We start from the raw sequence: 21316 nt of genomic DNA, 5'->3' as shown, positions 1-21316 counted from the left end.
GCCAAAAATACACGATTTAGATGGTTACCAAAAACCAAATTAAACTAGTTACAAGCTTACAGCAAAAAAAGTACCGAAGTGAACATGGATTGTTTGTAGTTGAGGGAAAAAAGATGGTAAACGAACTTTTGGAGGTTGGATTGGTACCATTTAAACTATTTGTGGATAACTCCCACGAGTTGGAAAATTTTAATAAGGCTGAATTGGTCTCAGCATCTGAATTGAAACAGATGAGTAGTTTGAGTACCCCAAATGGTATATTGGGAGTATTTCATATGCGTAGTACAGAAAAGAACGAAAATCTTGATTGGACTGTTGCATTGGATGCTGTTAGGGATCCTGGAAATTTGGGGACTATTATAAGACTCTGCGACTGGTTTGGAATTAAACAACTAATCTGTTCCTTGGATACGGTTGACTGTTATAACCCTAAGGTATTGCAGGCTACCATGGGCTCCATTGCCCGGGTGGATGTCATTTACGTTGATTTGCCGAATTATTTGAAAACCATGGATTACCCTATTTATGGTGCGTTTATGGATGGAGAAAACGTTTATCAGAAAAAACTACCTGAAAAAGGGGTTTTGGTTATGGGGAATGAGGCCAATGGCATTTCGGAAGAAATCAGTGAATTAATTACAGAACGTATTGCTATCCCTCAATTTGGAGAAGTTACTGCAGAGAGTTTGAATGTTGCAACCGCAACGGCTATTTTATTAAATGAGGTGAGAAGAAACCAAGCTATTCAAAAGTAAAGTTGATAAAGAACCCTCGGGTCCGCATGGCATCGATGTTCCCTGTCCAAGGACTATTAGGGTCATTATCAGGAACAAGCTCATCGGTCAAGGCAAAAACCCCACGGATAGAAGGTGAAAACTTAAAGTACTCCGTATAAATATCGATTCCAAATCCGAGTTCATAGCCGTACACATTTTGTTTCATCCTAAACTCTCCACTGCTGTTATCATCTAAACTATCTTCCTTACTCCCTAAATTCATGGCAGTATACACTCCACCAGTTATGTAGGGTTTCCAGTTGCCAAATCTTTTTGCGCTGGCTTTTAACAATAAAGGAAACCTAATGTATGTTGATTTTACTTCTCTAAGGGCGTCGGCTTCGCTTGTAAACCCTGGAAAGCCAAGATTACGCGATGTATAGAGTAAACCAGGCTCAAAACGAAGGTCCAAAAACTCGTTGATTCTTAGCTCTCCTATCAATCCAACATTAAAGCCTATGCTTTTATCAACCAAAACATCTTGTCCAATGTCATTTTCATATTCAAATTGAAAATCATATTGGTTAAAACCAAGATAGTAACCCCAATTCAAAAGTTTTAAATCCTCGCTCTGAAGATTAAGGATAGGGTCTTTTTGAAACTGTGCTATGGAATTTGGGCATACTAATACCAGTAGACCGAACAGAAGAAGGACGTTTTTCATTAAATTATTTTGTCGCGACATATATAGATGCCACCCCAAATGTTTGGGGCATGTTCTCTATACCTATAAACCCAATTTTGGCCAAAATATTGTTGAATTCCTGCCCATGAGGAAAAACAGAAGCTGATTCGCTCAAGTAATCATATGCAGAACGATCTTTAGAGAAGGTTTTGCCTATACCTGTGAGAATATATTTGGTATATAATCTATACCCTTGTTTAAATGGTGTTTTGGTTGGGACAGAAGTTTCAAGAATCACCAAACTTCCTTCTGGTTTTAAAACCCTGTAAATTTCTCGAAGTCCTTTTTCCAAGTTTTCAAAGTTACGCACACCAAAAGCTACAGTAACCGCATCAAATGTATTATCATCGAAAGAAAGATTTTCACTGTCACCCACCACCATTTGAATGGTGTCTTGCAGGTTCTTATCCGCAATTTTATGCTTCCCCACTTCTAACATTCCAGGAGAAATATCCAAACCAATAATTTTTTTAGCGCCTGTTTTAGTCATTGCAATGGCCAAATCTCCCGTTCCAGTTGCAATATCCAAGATGGTTTGCGGCGATTTCTTTTTAAGAAGATTCACCACCCTTCTGCGCCATTTTAAATCAATACCAAAAGAAATTACCCTGTTTAGCCCATCATAATCCTTAGAAATAGTATCGAACATTTGCTTAACCTGTTCCTTTTTTCCTAATTCAGAATCCTTATATGGAATAACTTTTTTGGGCATGTATAGAATTTGCTGGCAAATATACAACATAGGGATATGGAGCTGTACAAAAAATAATTGCGTAATTTTGCCAAACAATAAAGGAAAACTTTTCCGTAGTATGTTAAGTATGCGTCTTTTAGACTCCGAATACCATTCTTTTTTTATCATTTGTAATACTCAAATTGAATTTATTTAAGAACATCTTATTCTAATCAATGAAGATTATAATTGCGGGAGCAGGTGAAGTAGGCTTTCATTTGGCAAAACTTTTGTCGTATGAAGCACAGGCCATAACATTGATTGATACGGACAAAGAAAGTTTGTCGTATGCAGATAATCATTTAGATATTCGTGTACTAAAGGGGGATGCCACTTCAATAGAGGTGCTTCGCGATGCTCAGGTTGAAAGTTCTGAGTTGGTGATTGGGGTTACCGCTTCAGAAACGACCAATCTAACCCTTTGTCTTTTAGCCAAGCAATTGGGATGTAAACAAACTATTGCTCGAATATCCAATACTGAGTTTATGGATAATAGGGACCTTATCAAATTTGATGAGCTTGGTATAGATGAATTAATTTCTCCAGAGGAATTGGCAGCAACAGAAATACAATTATTGTTGAATCAATCTGCATTTAATGATACCTATGAGTTTGAAGGAGGTTTATTGACCATGATCGGGGTTTTCTTGCCAAAATCGGCCCCTTTTGTGGGTAAAATGGTCAAAGAGGCAGCCAAAATATTCCCTGAACTCCATTTTATGCCTATTGCACTGCAGCGAATGGGGACACAATTTACCCTTATTCCGAGGGGAGATACCGTTTTTAAGGAAGGAGATCAAGTGTATTTTATTACTTCCGCAGGTGGTGTGGACGAGCTGTATAAGCTCACCGGTATGCAGAAAAAAGACATCAAAAATGTCATGATTTTGGGAGGGAGCAAAGTTGGTTTCAAAACAGCTCGAGATCTGTGCAATAATAAGTTCAACGTAAAGCTGATTGAAAAAGATAAGGACAAAGCATTTCAGATTGCAGACGACCTTCCCCATGCCCTTGTGATCAATGGTGATGGAAGAAATGTTGAACTGTTGGATGAGGAAAGCCTGGAATCCATGGATGCGTTTATCGCGGTTACCGGTAACTCAGAGACCAATATTATGTCCTGTTTGGTGGCCAAATCCAAAAAGATAAAGAAAACCATCGCCATGGTGGAGAATATGGATTATTTTGAACTATCGCAATCCATTGGGGTAGATACTTTGATCAATAAAAAGCTATTGGCTGCCAATAATATCTTTAGATACATCCGTAGGGGAGAGGTGCTCGCACTTACACGGTTGAATAACCTGAACGCCGAAATTTTGGAATTTGAGGTGAAAGCTTCTTCTTTGGTAAACGGAGAAATTATAAGGGAGTTAAGCTTTCCAAGAGAGGCCAGCATTGGAGGCGTAATTAGGGATGGAAAAGGAATAATTGCCTTGGGGGATTTTAAAATTTTAGAAGGTGACCGTGTGGTGGTCTGTTGTTTACCAAAAGCAATTCCCAGAATAGAAAAGTTGTTCTTGTAATGAGACTCAATACCCGAATAATTGTACATATTATGGGGCTATTGCTGCTTTGCAATGGTTCTTTTATGCTTATAGCCGCTTTTGTTAGTGGTATTTATAAGGATGGCGTAACGCTGGATATTACCTTGGCTGCAATAGTAACCATGCTTTTTGGGGTAATGGCCATGTTTTACACAAGAGGTCATAAAAAGGAAGTAAAGCGCAAGGAAGGGTATATAGTGGTGACTTTTGGGTGGATTATCATGTCCATTTCTGGAACGCTACCGTATCTTTTTTCGGGAGCGATACCTACGGTAACCAATGCGTTTTTTGAAACCATATCTGGCTATACCACAACTGGAGCATCCATTATTGATGATATTGAAGCCCTGCCAGAAGGGATACTTTTTTGGAGAAGTTTGACGCACTGGATTGGCGGAATGGGGATTATTGTGCTTGCGATCGCGATTCTTCCACTTTTGGGAATTGGAGGAATGCAACTATTTGCTGCTGAAGCTCCGGGTCCTGGAGGAGATAAATTACATCCTAGGATCACAGATACCGCTAAACGCTTGTGGTTAATTTATTTTGGCTATACCGTGGCTGAAACCTTATTGTTGAAACTGGCAGGAATGTCTTTATTTGATGCCATGAATCATTCCTTGGCTACATTGTCTACAGGTGGGTTTTCCACAAAAAATGCCAGTTTGGCCTATTGGAACAACCAGCCCTTAATACAGTACATCACTATTCTGTTTATGTTTTTGGCCGGGAGCAATTTTGTACTGAGCTATTTTGCTTTTACCGGAAAGGTTCAACGTGTTTTAAAGGATGAAGAGTTTAAATACTACACAAGCTTTGTTGTTCTTTTTGTAATTGTAGCTTTTTTAGTGGTCTATCTTAAGGCTGACGTTCAAATATCGGATTTTCACCCTATGGTTTTTGGTGAGATGGAAAGTGCTTTTAGGCATACACTCTTTCAAGTAGTTGCTATAGTGACCACCACGGGATTTGTAACTGCAGATTTTACAGCTTGGACCCCATTTTTGACCATTTTCTTTTTTGGATTGATGTTCTTGGGAGGGTCTGCAGGTTCTACAGCAGGTGGAATTAAGGTAATGCGTCATTTGTTGATTATTAAGAATGGCCTTTTGGAATTTAAACGAACCCTTCATATCAATGCTATTATTCCAGTGCGTTACAACAACAAGACAGTAACGGAACACATTGTATATAATGTGATAGCCTTTTTTGTGCTGTATATGCTACTTTTTATAATTGGCTCCCTTATTTTAGGATTTTTAGGGCTCGATTTTGTTTCGGCGATAGGTGGAGCTGCCTCTTCATTAGGCAATGTTGGTCCCGCATTGGGAAGTCTCAACCCACTCAGTAATTACAATAGCTTGCCAGATGCCGGTAAATGGTGGTGTGGATTTTTAATGCTATCTGGGCGTCTAGAATTGTTTACCGTCTTGATTATTCTAACACCATATTTTTGGAAAAAGACCTAAAAAAACCTTTGATTAGTGAAAACCAAAGGTTAGTATGTTTTTTGAATTTTTGGGAAGCATTATTTCACTGCTTGAGCTATTCTGGAAATCGCTTCCTTTATATCATCTTCACTGGCGGCATAAGAAATACGGATGCTGTTTCCGTTTCCAAAGGCATCACCAGTAACCGTGGCCACATTGGCCTCTTCTAAAAGATACATAGCAAAATCAGATGCATTATTGATTGTTTTCCCATTCAACGTTTTTCCAAAGAAAGCGGTCACATCTGGGTATACATAAAAGGCACCTTCAGGTTCATTGCATTTAAAACCATCAATACCATTTAATAATTCTAAGATAAGTTTCCTTCTGTTTTTGAATTCATCCACCATGTATTGTACACGATTGGGCGATTCCAATAATGCGGTAATAACAGCTCTTTGAGCTATACAATTGGCACCACTGGTTACTTGTCCTTGTAATTTATTACAAGCACGGGCAATGTGAGCTGGCGCACCTATATACCCAATTCGCCATCCGGTCATGGCAAAAGCTTTGGCTACACCATTTACGGTTACAGTACGATCATACATATCCTCAAAAGCGGCCATAGATGCGTGCGGAGTAACCCCATAATTGATATGCTCGTAAATTTCATCACTTACCACCACAATTTGTGGGTGTTTTTGGAGCACATCGGCCAAGGCTCTCAGTTCTTCTTTACTATATATGGATCCACTTGGATTGCAAGGCGAGCTGTACCAAAGCATTTTGGTTTTTGGAGTAATGGCTGCCTCCAACTGTTCGGCCGTCATTTTAAAATCATTTTCAATGGAAGTTTCAACTTCTACTGGTATGCCATCAGAAAGTTTTACAATATCGCTGTAACTTACCCAGTATGGGCAAGGCAGAATAACTTCATCTCCTTTATTTATGCATGCTTGTGCCACGTTATAAAGTGCTTGCTTGGCCCCAGTCGAAACTACTATTTGTGGGCGCTCATATGCAATATTGTTATCCCTTTTAAACTTAGTGATAATGGCATCTTTCAATTCAACATAACCATCAACCGGAGTATATGAATTATAGCCATCATTGATAGCTTGTATTGCTGCTTCTTTAATATAATCTGGAGTGTTAAAATCCGGTTCTCCTAAACTAAGGCCAATAATATCTTTTCCAGAGGCTCTAAGCTCGCGAGCTTTTGCAGCCATTTCAAGGGTTGCTGAAGGAACTAAGCTATTGATCCTTTCAGAAAGTTGGTTACTCATTGATATGCAATTTAGCTAGTACTGTAGAACTGGTTTTTTACCTAGTTCTTTCAAATGTTTGAAGTGCGAAATTATAGCTTTTCTAGTAGTTTTATATTCATTGTATGGCAAATTAAATTCCTTTGCCGTTTGTTTCACAATCTTGGAAATTTTTGTGTAATGAATATGACTGATGTTAGGGAAAATATGATGCTCAACTTGATGATTCAAACCACCAGTGAACCAATTTACAATTCTGTTTTTGGTGCCAAAATTTACAGTTGTAATAAGTTGATGTATAGCCCATGTATTTTTCATAGTACCGCTTTCATCAGGCAACGGGGTTTCAGCTTCATCAACAATATGAGCTAATTGGAATACTACGCTTAAGATCACCCCAGCTACATAGTGCATAATAAAGAAACCAAGGAGTACTTGCCACCAGGCAATATCCACAAGTATTAGCGGTAAAACAATCCAAATGGTAATGTAAATGGCTTTGGTAATGACCAGTGTACTCCAATTTATCACAGGGTTTGGTAGTTTTCCATAGGACAACTTTCTCCTCATGTAGCGATACATTTGCTGAAAATCGGTGGTTATAGCCCAGTTGAATGTCAATAATCCGTAAAGAAATATGGAATAGTAATGCTGAAATCTGTGGTGTTTTTGCCACTCCGCATGTTTTGAAAAGCGAAGAATTCTTCCTGCTTCCATATCCTCATCATGCTCGTGAATGTTAGTGTATGTATGGTGCAAAACGTTGTGCTGAACCTGCCAATTATATACATTTCCAGCCAAAATATAGATACTGCCGCCCATTAACTTATTTATCCACTTTTTATTAGAATAGGAACCGTGATTACCATCATGCATTACATTCATTCCAACTCCGGCCATGCCTACTCCCATGGTTACGGAAAGCAGTAAATAACCCCAAAAAGGGAGATTTAAGGTTAACATCAAAAAATAGGGGGCAAGAAAAACGGCGAACATCACTATGGTTTTAAGGTGAAGTTTCCAGTTTCCGGTTTTCTTTATTTCATTTTCGTTAAAATATTGGTTTACTCGTTTGTTTAGTGTTCTGAAGAATTGTGCTGAGTCTTTTCTTGAAAATCGGATGATATCCTTTTCCATAAATAAAAATTTTTACAAAGGTAAGTAAATAGATTTCTCAAGTTCACCACCTTTTTATGAAAACGATGTTAAGGTGCTTAAAAGTATTAATTTTGGCAAAATTAACAGATTGGCATGGATGCAAACTTGATATTCAAGTATTTTACAACACTCACCAGTACTCAAAAAGATCATTTTCGAGGTTTGGAAGCACTTTATAAGGATTGGAACCAGAAAATAAATGTAGTCTCCAGAAAAGATATAGATGAGCTTTACTTGCGTCATGTAGTGCATTCCCTGGGAATTGCTAAAATTCAAGAATTTAAAAAAGACTCCGCCATTTTGGATGTAGGAACTGGTGGAGGTTTTCCAGGTATTCCGTTGGCAATTTTATTTCCTGAGGTTCAGTTTACTTTGGTCGATGCCATTGGGAAAAAAATAAAAGTGGTGCAAGAGGTTGTGGATGGACTACAATTGGAAAATGTAACGGCTATTCATGCTAGAGTAGAGGATATAGATGGGCAGTTTGATTTTATCGTAAGTAGGGCTGTAGCTGCCATGCACACCTTTGTACATTGGACAAAGGGAAAAGTAAAGAAAGAGTCCGTACACGAGCGAAAAAATGGTATTCTCTACTTGAAAGGAGGGGATTTAACTGAAGAATTAAGGGACTACGCGACTGCGCAAACATTCAATTTGAATGCCTACTATACTGAAGACTTTTTTGAAACCAAAAAAGTAGTTTATCTGCCGCAAAAATTTCGTGGTGGAAATTAGATACTCCACATTCTGTTATACACCAACCTGCATTTTCTAGAATAGTTTTTCATATTCTTGTAAATGAGGTCAATCCGTCCAATCACCGATTTTTGCCATGTAAATATTCGTTCTTTCATAAGGACATGAGTTTTATAATTGCATAAAATTTACAATTACTTAACGTTAAATTTACATAAAATATTATGCTTTACAAATTTTATATGTACTTATCTTGAGTGTAGGGGAGTGTTATTAGTCTTTAAGGAATTGGTTAATAGGTGTTTACGATGAAAATGTGAATAGTGTTATGAAGCTTTCTTGGCACGTATTAGCCATGTAATAGCCTAGAGAATTACCTTTTTCTTGGGTTACTATTCTTAAACTTTTTTAAAAACCTATTTTCTATGACAGGTTTAGATACCTTGTCCATTCGAACGGGGTTTTTAACCAAATTGTCCTTAGGTCTTGTCGGTCTTTTTTCAAATCCCCCGCCACAATTAGGACAAACATTAAATAGAATATCATCTACACAGTTTTTGCAAAACGTACATTCATAAGTGCAGATCATGGCATCAGAACTGTCATTCGGTAATTCTTTATTACAATTTTCACAAGAAGTTCTTATTTCCAGCATTTTTTCTTTTCAAGAATGATGTTTATCAATGTATCAAAGTTTTTTGTATATGTCTCCATCAATAGTAAAAGAATAGCCAATCACCTTATTTGCTTCATTCCTTTTGAAATAAATAAGATCGCCTCCAATGTCTGCGAAAACATCATCCTTTTCATGATAAATAGGATAAGCCACTTCACTGATTATACAGTAAATTTCGTCTTTTTGTTTGTTTAATTTTAGGTCGATTTCACTCCCATCTTTGTATTCATATTTTCCTTCATAAGCAATTAATTCTGGAGTGGTTCTTGTGCTTATGTATGGATTATCATCGGATAAGATTAGTCCGTTGCCAAGCTTCCAGTTGTCATATTCCATATTATATGCAATGCGTTTGGCCGCATTCAGTCCGTGCAATTTTGCTACTAAATGCAATGCGCCGTCTATTCCCGCAGAAATTCCTGCAGTAGTTATTACCTTGCCATTGTCTACAAAGCGAACATTTTTTTCTACATTGACTTTTGGATAATCATTTTGAAGATCATCTAGTACAGTGTGAAAGGTGGTGGCCGTTTTTCCGTTCAAGAGACCAGCTTCTGCTAAAATAAAAGCACCCGTACAGACAGAGAAATAGTATTCAACACTGTTTTGCCCATTTATCCACTCTATTACCTTGGGGTTTTTGGAAGCTGAGGTTGCATTTCCCCCAAAAAAGGCCAAAATATCAGCTTTTGGAGCGTTATCAATAGTATAGTCAGGGATGACATTTAGAATGCCCTGTGATTTAATAGGTTCTTTGGTGGCAGAAACGGTAAAGATTTTAAAACCGGCATAGGAAAGTACTTCCATAGGTCCGGCAAAATCCAAAACTTCTACCCTATCCTGCAAATAAAAGGCAATTGTCTTTATATTTTCTTTTTTCATAAGGGTCATATTGCAATAAGAACATTTTCCAGGCTCACTGTGCTCTTTGTCGTCGCATGGGAGGTCACATGGAGGACAAATGTATACACTCGACACTTGGATGTTGTTTTGTGAATGGATTAGTGAAAATGTAAAAAGTAGTGCTAGGGCTATTGCGAATCTGTTCATGTTTTTGATTTTTGATGATACTTCAAAACTACATTACAAAGACTAGTATCGAAAGGACAATGAGGCGCACTATTGGGACAACAGTTCTTTCCAATCCGAAGGAAGGGAAGCGGTATGTTTTTTAAGCAATTTTCTTAGTTGATTGGCACTTTTTAATCCACAGGAAGTAGATGCAGAACTCACTTTTGAGCCATTGGATAGGAGCTGTATTGCTCTTTCAACCCTTAGCTTATCCAAATATTCACCTATAGTAATTTCGGTGGTTTTCTTAAACAATCTCGTTAGGTTTCTTGGGCTCATATGCACCCGCTCTGCTAATTCTTCAATGCCAATTTTCTTGTGTAAATTTTGTGCCAATATATCTTGAACTAGATGTACGCGATTATCCAAGTGGTTGCGATATTGTAGAAAAATACTAAGCTGTGGATCTTGCTCTGTTCTTCTTAAATAGATAACCACTTCTTTGGCAACCTTAGTGGCAAAAATAGGTCCAAAAAGCTCCTCTAAAAGGAATAAGGCCAAGTCTATTCCTGATGAGACCCCTGCACTTGAATATAGATTGTTGTCTTTTACAATCAATCTATCCCTGAGCAATTTCGTTTTAGGAAATCTGGACTGAAAATCTTCCAAATACTTCCAATGGGTAGTACAATTTTTTCCATTGAAAAGCCCAGCATAGGCCATGAGGTAAGCACCTGTGCACACTGAGCATATTTTTGCACCCTGTTGATGTTGTTTTTGTAGCCAGGTGAAAAAGTGTTGATTCTGTTGAATAAAATTTTTGTTATAAAATAGGTGGGATTCTAAACCGGGAATAAAAATAAGATCGTCTTGGTTTAAGCTAAAATTCTCAAATTCCTCTAAATTCCCTAAAGAAACCCCAGCGCTGGAAATTTCTTTGGAAGATGTATTTAGGCTTAAATAGTGGGTTTTAACACTTGCCCCATATTCGTTGGCCTCATAAAAAAGATGGGCGGGCCCAGCAATGTCCAAAAGTTGAACTTCTGGGGGAACAAGAAAGAAGGCTCTATGTTTACTTTGATTCTCCAATTTTCATAACAATATCGAAGTAATTTTTAAGAAGCACCTCGAATTGATCCTCATTAAACTCGATTTCTTCAGTTTTTGCACCATCAATAATCTTTATTTTGGTGTTGTTCAGGGTAACACGTCCATTCGGTGTACTAATGGAAATCACCTTTTTTTGGGTAAAATGTGATTCTACGCTAGTCTGTTGATAATGGCACATATTCTTGAACTCAGATAGTTTGCGGGACTTAGGACTAAAGATATACTGAGGAATTAAGATACCATTCTCTTGTGTACATACCCTCAAATAGTCATCATCATAATGGTCAAATACAAAAACTCCATATTCATCCGTATGAGGTTTATCAATTATTATAGGCAGCGGTGCAAATGAGAATCTGCCAAAACCAACATCTACCAGAAACTGTTCTTCATTGATAGTTGCAAAAATGGCCATATGACCAAATTCTTTACCGTATTGATTTTTTTCGGAATAAACTCGAGCTGAAACCAAATGAACGTTAAATCCAATCTCTTTGAGAAGTGTGTAAAAAAGGCCGTTTAGCTCGTGACAAAACCCGCCTCTCTTGTGGGTAACAATTTTTTCAAAAATGATATTTGTATCCAAAACAATTTCCCTGTTGTAATGGATGTCCAAATTTTCAAAGGGCACACTTAACAAGTGTGCCCTTTGAAGTTCAAATAAAGTGGATTTATCAGTCTCAACCTTCTTCTTGAAATTAATTCTTTCTAAGTAGGCTGAAACGTTCATTGCAAGCAATTTTGTTTACCCTAAAAATGGATATCTGTAATCTTCGGGAGTAACAAAGGTCTCTTTTATCAACCTTGGTGATACCCATCGTAATAAGTTCTGTGCTGAACCAGCTTTGTCATTGGTTCCAGAAGCTCTTGCTCCACCGAACGGTTGTTGACCAACTACCGCACCTGTCGGCTTGTCATTGATATAGAAGTTACCGGCACAATTTTGCAATGCCACTGTAGCTTCGTCAATCGCATAGCGATCTGTGGCCAAAACAGCTCCAGTTAATGCGTATTCTGAGGTGCCATCGACTAACTTTAGCGTTTCTGCCCAATCAGCATCGTCATACACATAAATGGTCACTACTGGTCCAAAAAGTTCCGTACACATGGTAGTGTATTTGGCATCTTGGGTTAAAATAACTGTTGGTTCAATAAAATACCCAACAGATTTATCATAACCTCCACCAGCAATTATTTCTGCATTGTTATCAGCTTTGGCTTGATCAATATATTTGGCAAGCTTATCAAAAGAGCCTTCGTGGATCACTGCCGTAATAAAGTTGCTCATATCCGCAGGAGAACCAGGCTTATTAAAAGAGGCAATATCAGCTTTAACGAAATCTAAAATTTCATTGGCTGTAGATTTTGGTAGATAAACTCTTGATGCGGCACTACATTTTTGACCTTGGAACTCAAATGCCCCCCTAACAATGGCAGTAGCCACTTGTTTGGGTTTTGCAGATGGGTGGGCAACTATAAAATCTTTTCCACCAGTTTCACCAACAATTCTTGGATAGGTCTTATAGGTATGAATGTTGTTCCCAATCTGTTTCCATAATTCTTTAAAAACAAAGGTAGAACCTGTAAAGTGTAGGCCAGAAAAATCTGGACTTGATAGAATAGTTTCCGTAATCATCACTGGATCCCCAAATACTACATTGATAACTCCATCTGGCAAACCTGCTTCTTTGAAGACATCGATAATCACTTTTGCAGAGAATACTTGACTGTCGCTAGGTTTCCAAATTACAACGTTTCCCATCATAGCTGCGCTTGCAGGTAGATTACCCGCAATAGCAGTAAAATTAAAAGGAGTAATGGCGTATACAAAACCTTCCAGCGGTCTATATTCCACACGGTTCCAGATACCTTCTGCCGACTCTGGCTGTTCAGTATAGATTTGGGTCATGTACTCTACATTGAACCTAAGAAAATCTATAAATTCACATGCAGCATCGATTTCCGCTTGATGAATGGTTTTAGATTGTGCCATCATGGTGGCAGCATTAATTTTTGCTCGGTAAGGCCCTGCGATAAGTTCCGCAGCCTTTAAAAAGATTGCTGCGCGTTGCTCCCAAGTTAAATTGGCCCATTCTTCACGAGCTTCCAAGCCATTTGAAATAGCCCGTTCTATATGTTTTTTTTCTGCTAAATGGAATTGCCCTACAACATGCTTGTGCTCATGTGGAGGAGACATCGGTTTAGTGTTTCCAGTCCTAATCTCTTCAGAACCTATATATAAAGGAACTTCGACCTTTCCTTTGTAGTATGCATCATATTGTTGCAATACTTCTTCACGTTCCGGAGTACCTGGAGCATAACTTTTTATAGGCTCGTTATATGCGGTTGGAACTTGAAAAAAACCTTTTCCCATAGTGATGATTTTTATGTATTAAAAATTCCACCAAAGGTAGTAAAAGGAATAGCGATTATAAAATGAATTGCGACTAGTTTATGGCAAAGGGAGCAGCAAATTTAAAGGTGGGGATTTCAACCTCAAATTCTTCCGTAGAACTAAAATTAACCATGTGATAATACCCCCGCATTGCACCGATAGGGGATGCCAATAAACAGCCCGAGCTATAGGTGTGGGATTTGCCAGGTTTGATTACGGGTTTTTTGCCAATGACCCCTTCCCCGTCCACTGTTTCCAATTCTTTTAAAGCATCAAAAATGTCCCAATGCCTGGCTGTTAATTGCACGGCATCTTTACTTTGGTTTTCTATGGTGATAGTATATCCAAAGGCATAATGCATTTTGTAGTTTTTAAAGAATGTGCCCTCGAAAGTGGTTTGCACAGATACTTTAATTCCTTTTGTGATTTGAGTGAACATAGTTCTAATAGGTAAAGACACTTCCCGTAAACAAAATGATTACCACAATAAAACCTAAAAAGGCGAACATCGTGTTTAGGAAAATGTATTTGACAATCGTTTTAACCCTTCCTTGCCCGTAAAATTTTCTCATTGCTTTGTACAGGTAAAAACCGAAAATCAGTAAAAATATACCTGCACTAGCCGTATTGAAAATTGTATCTATTATCAGGCTAAGGATGAGCAAGATAAATAATAATGATTGGTTGTGAAAGCTAAAGATAAGATGATCGGTGTAGGTGTATTTTTTCCTGATGTAAACCACCCAAAGGAAAACTGTGAATATGGGAAGAAAGAAGAAAATGACCAAAGGCAGCTTAGCAATTGTATTGTTTAAGTATGTCCCAGGTTGCGCAATTGCTTTAAGAGAGCTCTTGGATCCATTAAAGGCCACTTTATTTCTCCAAGTCTCATTGGCCCCATATTTTTCTTTTGCTTCTTCGAAGGTTTTTATAGAGTCCTTTTGCAGAAATGTAAAGAAAAACTCCATTCTTCCCCCAAGACCTCCAGAATTGTTGTTTTGAAGGTTTTCAAAGTATTTTCGAGGATTTGCAAGCATAAAAGAATCTTTTTTTGCCTCTTCTTTTATCCCTTGACCTATTAAGGTCTGTAATGTGTCCAAATTTTGAATTCCTGGAATATGGACATTTTCTAAATTCTTCAAGGAATCAAGCTGCTTTAGTGCTTTTTCGGTCTGTTCTTTCGCGTTGATGCTGTCAGAAGCAGTTTTTCCATTATTAAAACTGTAGGACAAGGGCCCCGTTTGCTCAATTTTATCTTCTAAGCCAAGATTGTCCAAATTGTAAAGACTATTATCATAAGTGGCCATTAGGAAATACAGAAATGCCAAACTCAATAAAAATCGGAATGGATTGGTATAGGCAATACGCTTACCTTTAATATAATCTTTGGTGATGGTGCCAGGCTTTACCAGAAGGGCATATAGGGTTTTTAATAACTTGGAATCGTAATTGATTAAACTAGAAAAGAACTCATCCCAAAAATCCTTGAGGATTAACTTTTTAGTACTGTTGGCTTGGGAGCAATTAGGGCAGTATTTATCACTGATATCTAAAAGGTGGCCACAGTTGAGGCATTCTGTGCCTCTAAATTTTAATTCGTATCGGCCTTTGGTAATTATACTTGGTTTGTCGTCCTCCATTATCCTGATAGGATTTGAAGCTAAAGATAATTAATTACTAATAGTTCTAGAGTTGACGGAACCGATACCAATTACACTGTCGTACATGTCTCCAAAATCTCGATAATACACCAAAATAAGGTAGTTGTTTTCTGTGAAATGAAAGTTTCCGCTAACGTGATTAAGATCAATAGTTCCATCATCACGCTCAACCACATATTTATAATTGTAAAACCCCTGTTTTATGGGAAGAATAAGCTCCATCTTTCCACTTTCGGAATTAAAGTTCATTTTATTTTCATCACCGAGTTCATAATTGTTGAACTTACCAAAAACATAAACATTGTCCAGTCCTATCTCATTTGAATACGGTAAACTAAAATGCACTTCGGAATATTCCGCTTCGCGAGATACATCTTCACCTTGCATGGTGCGTACTACAAAATCTCCATTAATATCCGGAAAATAAGTATAGGGGCGATCATAGCGGTAATCATTGGTAAATAAATAATGATTGTAAAGCTCCTTGAATTCTACCCTTGAAATTGCAAAAGTGGGTGAACGTAGGTCTTTGGTGTCAAAATTCAAAAATTCATTGCCCCCATAAAAACTAGTTTCTTGGTCATATTTGTAAACTAGTTCGGTGCCTATGGTAAATTGAGGTTTTACATCATACAAAGCGGTTGGCCAAAAATGATTTTGAAGAATGGCAACCTTTACTTCTTTTTTTGGATTCACCACAGGAAAACCAGCCGTGTTGATGTTGAATTGTACAACTTGTTTTTCATTTAAAAAATTAAAGTCACGAGAACGTTTTACCGTACCTCCCACAGAAACCAAATCGCGATAAATGATGAACCTTCGCGAAAATTGCAATTCCCCATAACTATTATAGATTTCAATAAGATAATTGCCACTTACCTTTAGTTTTACATTTTCATTGGGAATGGTTAGGCGATAATTGGAATAGGGTTGGAGGGTGGTGTAACTATTTTCGTAATCGATGATCCGCTGGTTGTCTGCCCCAACCAAATATTGCGATTTTAAGAGTTGTGAAGGCGTCCAATCATAATCACAATGTACAATTTTGTAATAGTAATCCTGTTCACTTGCTGTAAGGTCATCAAACTCCAGGGTCATGGATTCGCCCAGCTTTAGTAATGGAAATTGATCTTCCGTAGGTCCTCTAAAAACAACGGTCTTTATATTGCTTGGAGGATTTACTTCTTCTTGTACTTGGGCAAAAATACTGGAGACAAAAAGGCAAAAGAATAATTGTTTGATCAAAAAGCGCATTTAGGCCTTAAATTTTGGGTAAAGGTAAACAAAAAGTGTGCCGAGCAAATTTAGCTCGATGTAATCCCATTTTTATGGTCAATTATTATGAAAACAATCCATTTAGTGCTAAATTTGCGTGCAATTTTGATAACAAAAGGTCTACAACAATATGTCTAAAGACATCCGGATTAAAAAGGGATTGAACATCAATCTCATCGGGGCAGCAGAGCAGACTACTTCCAAAGCCGTTTTAAGCAACGTATATGCCCTAAACCTAGACGATTTTCACGGAATTACACCAAAAATGTTGTTAAAACAAGGAGCCGAGGTTAAAGCTGGAGAGCCATTGTTTTACAATAAGAGCAAAGAGAATATGCTCTTTGTGTCTCCAGTTAGTGGAGAATTGGTGGAAATTGTTCGTGGTGCTAGAAGAAAAATCTTAACGCTGAAAATTCTTGCAGATAAAACGCAGGAATATGTGGAACACCAAAAACTGGATATAGCAGGAGCCGATGCCGAGAGTATCAAAGCTTTCTTGTTGGAATCAGGAGGGTGGCCCTTCATAAAGCAGCGTCCATACGATATTATAGCTGATCCAGAAGCTACTCCAAAAGCGATATTTATTTCAGGATATACCACAGCACCTTTGGCGGCCAATGCTGATTATGTGTTAGATGGGAAAGAAACGGAACTACAAGCAGCGATTACAGCTCTTGTTAAGTTAACTCCAGGTCAGGTGCATGTTTCTGTAGGGAAATCCAATACCTCTCCTTTGGAGAAGTTGGATGGGATTACCCTTCATAAAGTTTCAGGACCACATCCAGCTGGCTTGGTGGGAACCCAAATCAATAAAATCGACCCAATCAATAAGGGTGAGGTGATTTGGACAGTATCACCCCAAGACTTGATTATTTTGGGAGAGTTATTGTTAACAGGGAGGTTTAACGCAGAACGCACTATTGCACTTGCAGGTTCCATAGTAAAAGATCCAAAATATTACACCACTAAAATTGGTACGGAAATCTCAACCTTTTTATATGCCAGCGGTGTAAGTCAAGATAAGTTTAGGTTGATTAATGGAGATGTGCTTACAGGTTCAAAAACCAACCCAGAAGGGCATTTAGGTTTTTATAACAATACAGTTACTGCTATTCCAGAAGGGGATGATTATGAGTTCTTTGGTTGGAACAAGCCAGTTTTCAACAAAATTTCATCCACTAGGGCGTTGACATTCTCATGGATGCAGCCCAATAAGAAATATGATTTGGACACCAATACCAATGGTGAACATAGGGCATTTGTGGTAACGGGACGTTATGAAGATGTTTTTCCATTGGATATTTACCCATTACAGTTGCTTAAGGCGTGTATGGTTAAGGATTTGGATGAAATGGAACAATTGGGATTATATGAAGTTGCTCCGGAAGATTTTTCACTAACAGAATTCATTTGTATCTCTAAACAACCACATCAGCAGATCATAAGGGAAGGTTTGGATTTATTACATCAAGAAATTGGATAATATGGGTATGAAAGAAAAATTACATCAGATAAAATTAAAGTATCGAGGCAAAAAGATGGCTCCAGCCTTTAATGCCATTCATACTTTTCTGTATTCACCAAATGAAACCACCCATTCCGGTAGTCATGTTCGTTCAGCAGACGATTTAAAGCGTACCATGAACACGGTAATCTTGGCTTTGGTGCCTTGTTTGTTATTTGGAATGTTCAATGCGGGATATCAACACTATTCAGCAATCAATGGTTTCCCAGCTGAATTCTCACTTTTTGAACACTTTCTAACATGGGATAACTTTTGGTTGGGAGCAATTACAGTATTGCCTATCGTTGTTGTTTCCTATGGAGTAGGATTGGCCATCGAATTCATTTTTGCAGTGATAAAAGGACATGAAGTAGAAGAAGGATATTTAGTGACAGGGATGTTGGTTCCACTGATTGTTCCTGTAGATACACCACTTTGGATGTTGGCAGTTGCCGTAGCCTTTGGTGTAGTGATTGGAAAAGAGGTTTTTGGAGGTACAGGGATGAATATCCTAAACCCTGCATTGACCATTCGTGCCTTTTTGTTCTTTGCGTATCCAACATGGATGAGTGGAGATCAAGTATGGGTGCATGGAGCAGTGGAAAGAACAGGAACTGCTGATGCCATTTCAGGAGAAACGGTATTAGGCTATTTGGCACAAGGGAGTACTGAGTTTGCATATTCACTTTCAGATATGTTCTACGGATTTATTCCTGGCTCAGTAGGGGAGACCTCCACACTTTTGATTTTGTTGGGTGGTTTGTTCCTAGTTTTTTCAAAAATAGCTTCTTGGAGAATTATGCTTAGTGCCGTAATCGGATCTCTTGCAATGGGACTGATTTTTAACGGTATCGTTGCTGCGGAATGGATTCCGGTGTACAGTAAGTTTTATGGGCTCATGAGCTTTGAGTACTGGCAACATTTGCTGGTAGGAGGGCTGGCCTTTGGTATTGTGTTTATGGCAACAGACCCCGTAACAGGATCACAGACCAATAGAGGTAAATGGATTTATGGATTCTTGATTGGTTTTATGTCTGTTATGATTCGTGTATTTAATCCAGGGTACCCAGAAGGTGTTTTCTTGGCCATCCTATTAATGAACGTTTTTGCACCTACCATTGATCATTATGTGGTGAGAGGCAACATCAAAAGAAGAATGAAACGATTGAAAACAGCAACCATACACCCAAAAGTAACAGATGGTGCTGAAGCATTAAAAACGGAAACAGTATAATAATGGGAATTAACACAGATAAAAACTCATATACCGTAATCTTTGCAATCATAATGGTTGTAATTGTAGGTTCTGTCCTTGCTTTTTTGGCATCTAGCCTAAATGACAGAATCAAGGAAAATGAACGTTTTGAAAAACAACAGAATATCCTTTACGCCATGGGTATAAATGAGAATACAGAAGATAGTGGGGTAAACTTTATTCCTACAGATGTAGTTGAGGGTGAGTTTTCAAAATACATTAAAGAACAATATGTTTTCGTGGATGGCGAGGTTCAAAAAGATGACCAAGCCTTTTTGATTGATATGAAGAAACAGCTAGCTGCCTTTAAAAGTGGAGGCGAAGCGCGGTTGCCTATTTTTATCGGTGAAAAAGATGGCAAGAAATCATATATCCTACCCATGTACGGTAAAGGATTATGGGATGCCATTTGGGGCTTTATTTCGGTTGATGACAATATGATAGTTCAGGGAGTTTATTTCGATCATAAAGCTGAAACTCCCGGTCTTGGCGCAAATATAAAAATGCGCTTTTTCATGGATGATTTTATAGGTGAATCTTTGTTGGAAGGTAAAAGTTATGCCGGCGTAAGTGTAGCAAAAGGAAACAATGATCCATTGAACAACGATAAAGAGGATAATGAAGTGGATGCACTTGCAGGTGCAACCATCACTGGAAATGGAGTTTCAGCGATGATAAAAGAAACCTTAAAGGTTTACAAACCTTACTTAGAAACCATTAGAACGAATTAATATGGCATTGCTTTCAAAAAAAGATGCAAATCTAATTTTAGATCCGTTAGCGGACAATAATCCAATAACCATTCAGGTTTTAGGAATTTGTTCGGCATTGGCAATTACAGCTGAACTTAAAGCCTCATTGGTAATGGCAATCTCGGTGATTTTTGTACTGGGAGTGGGTAACGTGGTCATCTCATTGATGCGTAACGTGATTCCTTCAAAAATTAGAATTATTGTCCAACTTATCGTTGTGGCAACCTTGGTAATTATTGTAGACCAGGTTTTAAAGGCATTTGCGTATGAGTTGAGTAAAACCCTTTCGGTTTTTGTTGGTTTAATTATCACCAACTGTATTATCATGGGGCGTTTTGAGGCCTTTGCTCTGGGCAATGGTCCATGGAAATCCTTTTTAGATGGTATTGGAAACGCTTTAGGGTACGGAGTAATCTTGATTATTGTAGGATTTTTTAGAGAACTATTGGGTTCAGGAACGCTGTTCGGTATTCCAGTATTGGGAGATCCCATTGCAAAGACAGGATTGTACGCTACCGGATATGAGAACAACGGTTTTATGATCATACCGCCAGCAGCATTGATTGTTGTAGGAATCATCATCTGGGTACAACGTTCCAGAAACAAAGCATTAATAGAAGAAGCATAAATAGGAAAGTATGTTAGAGCATTTAGAATTATTTTTTAAGTCCATCTTCATAGATAATATGGTCTTTGCGGTCTTTTTAGGAATGTGTTCCTATTTGGCCGTTTCCAAAAAAGTTTCCACGGCAGTGGGACTTGGCGCAGCTGTAATCTTCGTTTTAGCGGTTACCGTGCCATTAAATTGGTTGTTAGATCAATACTTGTTGAGAGATGGAGCATTGGTGTGGTTAGGTCCAGAATATGCGGATTATAACCTAAGCTTTTTATCCTTTATCTTATTTATTGCAACTATAGCAACGATGGTTCAATTGGTAGAAATTGTAGTGGAAAAATTTTCCCCATCCCTATATAACTCTTTGGGTATTTTCTTGCCTTTGATTGCGGTTAACTGTGCCATTTTAGGAGGTTCTTTGTTTATGCAAGCAAGGGAAATTCCTAGTTTGGGACTAGCCTTAAATTATGGGGTTAGTTCTGGTATCGGATGGTTCTTGGCCATCTTGGCCATTGCAGCAATTCGGGAGAAAATTAGATATTCCAACGTGCCTGCGCCACTTCGTGGATTGGGTATCACCTTTATCATTACTGGGTTGATGGGTATTGGATTTCAAAGTTTTGGTGGAATGTTAACAGGAGATAATGAAGCTCCAGAACCTACGGAAAACACTACTGCAGAGAAAACCATTGAAGAAAAAGAAATTAAAAAAGAGATTGAAGCTAAAGAAAAAGCAGTCTCTTATAACGAAGTTATAAACAAATAAAG

21 protein-coding genes are annotated in these 21316 nt (G+C 38.0%); 9 read left to right on the top strand and 12 right to left on the bottom strand.

What is annotated here, in order from left to right; genetic code table 11:
- Positions 1-20 precede the first annotated feature (20 nt).
- Positions 21-755: a TrmH family RNA methyltransferase gene (locus FVB32_RS00745; protein WP_147740680.1), complete on the top strand. Its 735-nt coding sequence runs from the start codon at positions 21-23 to the stop codon at positions 753-755.
- On the opposite strand, the gene porT is transcribed toward FVB32_RS00745, so the two are convergent.
- Positions 742-1440, bottom strand: coding sequence for a type IX secretion/gliding motility protein PorT/SprT (porT, locus tag FVB32_RS00740; RefSeq protein ID WP_147740679.1), 699 nt, complete (start codon positions 1438-1440; stop codon positions 742-744). The two genes, FVB32_RS00745 and porT, sit on opposite strands and share 14 nt — an antisense overlap.
- 4 nt (positions 1441-1444) lie before the next feature.
- Positions 1445-2173, bottom strand: a complete 729-nt coding sequence (ubiE, locus tag FVB32_RS00735; RefSeq protein ID WP_147740678.1) for a bifunctional demethylmenaquinone methyltransferase/2-methoxy-6-polyprenyl-1,4-benzoquinol methylase UbiE — start codon at positions 2171-2173, stop codon at positions 1445-1447.
- 197 nt (positions 2174-2370) lie between these two features.
- On the opposite strand from ubiE, the gene trkA reads away from it, so the two are divergent.
- Positions 2371-3720, top strand: coding sequence for a Trk system potassium transporter TrkA (gene trkA / locus FVB32_RS00730; protein ID WP_147740677.1), 1350 nt, complete (start codon positions 2371-2373; stop codon positions 3718-3720).
- Positions 3720-5210, top strand: a complete 1491-nt coding sequence (locus tag FVB32_RS00725) for a TrkH family potassium uptake protein (RefSeq protein ID WP_147740676.1) — start codon at positions 3720-3722, stop codon at positions 5208-5210. Before trkA ends, FVB32_RS00725 begins: the two co-directional genes overlap by 1 nt.
- A 59-nt stretch (positions 5211-5269) precedes the next feature.
- Here FVB32_RS00725 and FVB32_RS00720 read toward each other — a convergent pair whose 3' ends face one another.
- Complete coding sequence (locus FVB32_RS00720) at positions 5270-6460, bottom strand: pyridoxal phosphate-dependent aminotransferase (RefSeq protein WP_147740675.1); 1191 nt, start codon at positions 6458-6460, stop codon at positions 5270-5272.
- 15 nt (positions 6461-6475) lie between these two features.
- On the bottom strand, positions 6476-7576 hold the full coding sequence (locus FVB32_RS00715) for a fatty acid desaturase family protein (RefSeq protein WP_147740674.1): 1101 nt from the start codon (positions 7574-7576) through the stop codon (positions 6476-6478).
- Between the two features lie 114 nt (positions 7577-7690).
- Between FVB32_RS00715 and rsmG the strand changes: the two genes are divergently transcribed.
- The gene (gene rsmG, locus FVB32_RS00710; protein ID WP_147740673.1) at positions 7691-8332 is read left to right on the top strand and encodes a 16S rRNA (guanine(527)-N(7))-methyltransferase RsmG; all 642 of its coding nucleotides are present in this window, start codon (positions 7691-7693) and stop codon (positions 8330-8332) included.
- Between the two features lie 334 nt (positions 8333-8666).
- On the opposite strand, the gene FVB32_RS00705 is transcribed toward rsmG, so the two are convergent.
- The 8 genes from FVB32_RS00705 to FVB32_RS00670 all read right to left on the bottom strand — a co-directional run bounded on the left by FVB32_RS00705 (position 8667) and on the right by FVB32_RS00670 (position 16400).
- On the bottom strand, positions 8667-8948 hold the full coding sequence (locus tag FVB32_RS00705) for a DUF1272 domain-containing protein (RefSeq protein ID WP_147740672.1): 282 nt from the start codon (positions 8946-8948) through the stop codon (positions 8667-8669).
- A gap of 33 nt (positions 8949-8981) precedes the next feature.
- Positions 8982-9851 (bottom strand): DJ-1/PfpI family protein, encoded by an 870-nt coding sequence (locus FVB32_RS00700; RefSeq protein WP_147740671.1) that lies wholly within the window; start codon positions 9849-9851, stop codon positions 8982-8984.
- A 237-nt stretch (positions 9852-10088) separates the two neighbouring features.
- Positions 10089-11069, bottom strand: coding sequence for a GlxA family transcriptional regulator (locus FVB32_RS00695; RefSeq protein WP_147740670.1), 981 nt, complete (start codon positions 11067-11069; stop codon positions 10089-10091).
- Positions 11053-11820 carry an arylamine N-acetyltransferase family protein gene (locus tag FVB32_RS00690; protein WP_147740669.1) on the bottom strand — a complete coding sequence of 256 codons (768 nt, stop codon included), beginning with the start codon at positions 11818-11820 and terminating at the stop codon, positions 11053-11055. The genes FVB32_RS00695 and FVB32_RS00690 overlap by 17 nt, the downstream gene beginning before the upstream one ends.
- Before the next feature lie 15 nt (positions 11821-11835).
- Positions 11836-13464, bottom strand: a complete 1629-nt coding sequence (pruA, locus tag FVB32_RS00685) for an L-glutamate gamma-semialdehyde dehydrogenase (RefSeq protein WP_147740668.1) — start codon at positions 13462-13464, stop codon at positions 11836-11838.
- A gap of 73 nt (positions 13465-13537) precedes the next feature.
- The gene (gene apaG / locus FVB32_RS00680) at positions 13538-13924 is read right to left on the bottom strand and encodes a Co2+/Mg2+ efflux protein ApaG (RefSeq protein WP_147740667.1); all 387 of its coding nucleotides are present in this window, start codon (positions 13922-13924) and stop codon (positions 13538-13540) included.
- 4 nt (positions 13925-13928) lie between these two features.
- Complete coding sequence (locus tag FVB32_RS00675; protein ID WP_147740666.1) at positions 13929-15125, bottom strand: DUF3667 domain-containing protein; 1197 nt, start codon at positions 15123-15125, stop codon at positions 13929-13931.
- 30 nt (positions 15126-15155) lie between these two features.
- The gene (locus tag FVB32_RS00670; RefSeq protein ID WP_147740665.1) at positions 15156-16400 is read right to left on the bottom strand and encodes a type IX secretion system plug protein; all 1245 of its coding nucleotides are present in this window, start codon (positions 16398-16400) and stop codon (positions 15156-15158) included.
- A 151-nt stretch (positions 16401-16551) separates the two neighbouring features.
- Here FVB32_RS00670 and FVB32_RS00665 point away from each other — a divergent pair, with 151 nt between their 5' ends.
- From FVB32_RS00665 to nqrE, 5 genes are read left to right on the top strand one after another with little or no spacing between them, the layout of a single operon-like run.
- A complete protein-coding gene (locus FVB32_RS00665) occupies positions 16552-17904 on the top strand; it encodes a Na(+)-translocating NADH-quinone reductase subunit A (RefSeq protein WP_147740664.1) in 1353 nt (450 codons plus the stop codon).
- Between the two features lies 1 nt (position 17905).
- Entirely contained in the window at positions 17906-19159 is a 1254-nt protein-coding gene (locus tag FVB32_RS00660) for an NADH:ubiquinone reductase (Na(+)-transporting) subunit B (RefSeq protein ID WP_147740663.1), read from the top strand.
- Positions 19160-19161: 2 nt separating this feature from the next.
- On the top strand, positions 19162-19911 hold the full coding sequence (locus tag FVB32_RS00655) for a Na(+)-translocating NADH-quinone reductase subunit C (protein WP_147740662.1): 750 nt from the start codon (positions 19162-19164) through the stop codon (positions 19909-19911).
- Position 19912: 1 nt separating this feature from the next.
- Positions 19913-20560, top strand: coding sequence for an NADH:ubiquinone reductase (Na(+)-transporting) subunit D (locus tag FVB32_RS00650; RefSeq protein ID WP_147740661.1), 648 nt, complete (start codon positions 19913-19915; stop codon positions 20558-20560).
- 10 nt (positions 20561-20570) lie between these two features.
- Positions 20571-21314 carry an NADH:ubiquinone reductase (Na(+)-transporting) subunit E gene (gene nqrE, locus FVB32_RS00645; protein WP_147740660.1) on the top strand — a complete coding sequence of 248 codons (744 nt, stop codon included), beginning with the start codon at positions 20571-20573 and terminating at the stop codon, positions 21312-21314.
- The last annotated feature ends 2 nt before the right edge of the window (positions 21315-21316 follow it).

This window comes from Flagellimonas hymeniacidonis (assembly GCF_008040165.1).
In the GTDB taxonomy this organism is placed as follows: Bacteria; Bacteroidota; Bacteroidia; order Flavobacteriales; family Flavobacteriaceae; genus Flagellimonas; species Flagellimonas hymeniacidonis.
This window is presented reverse-complemented; position numbering and strand designations above follow the sequence as displayed.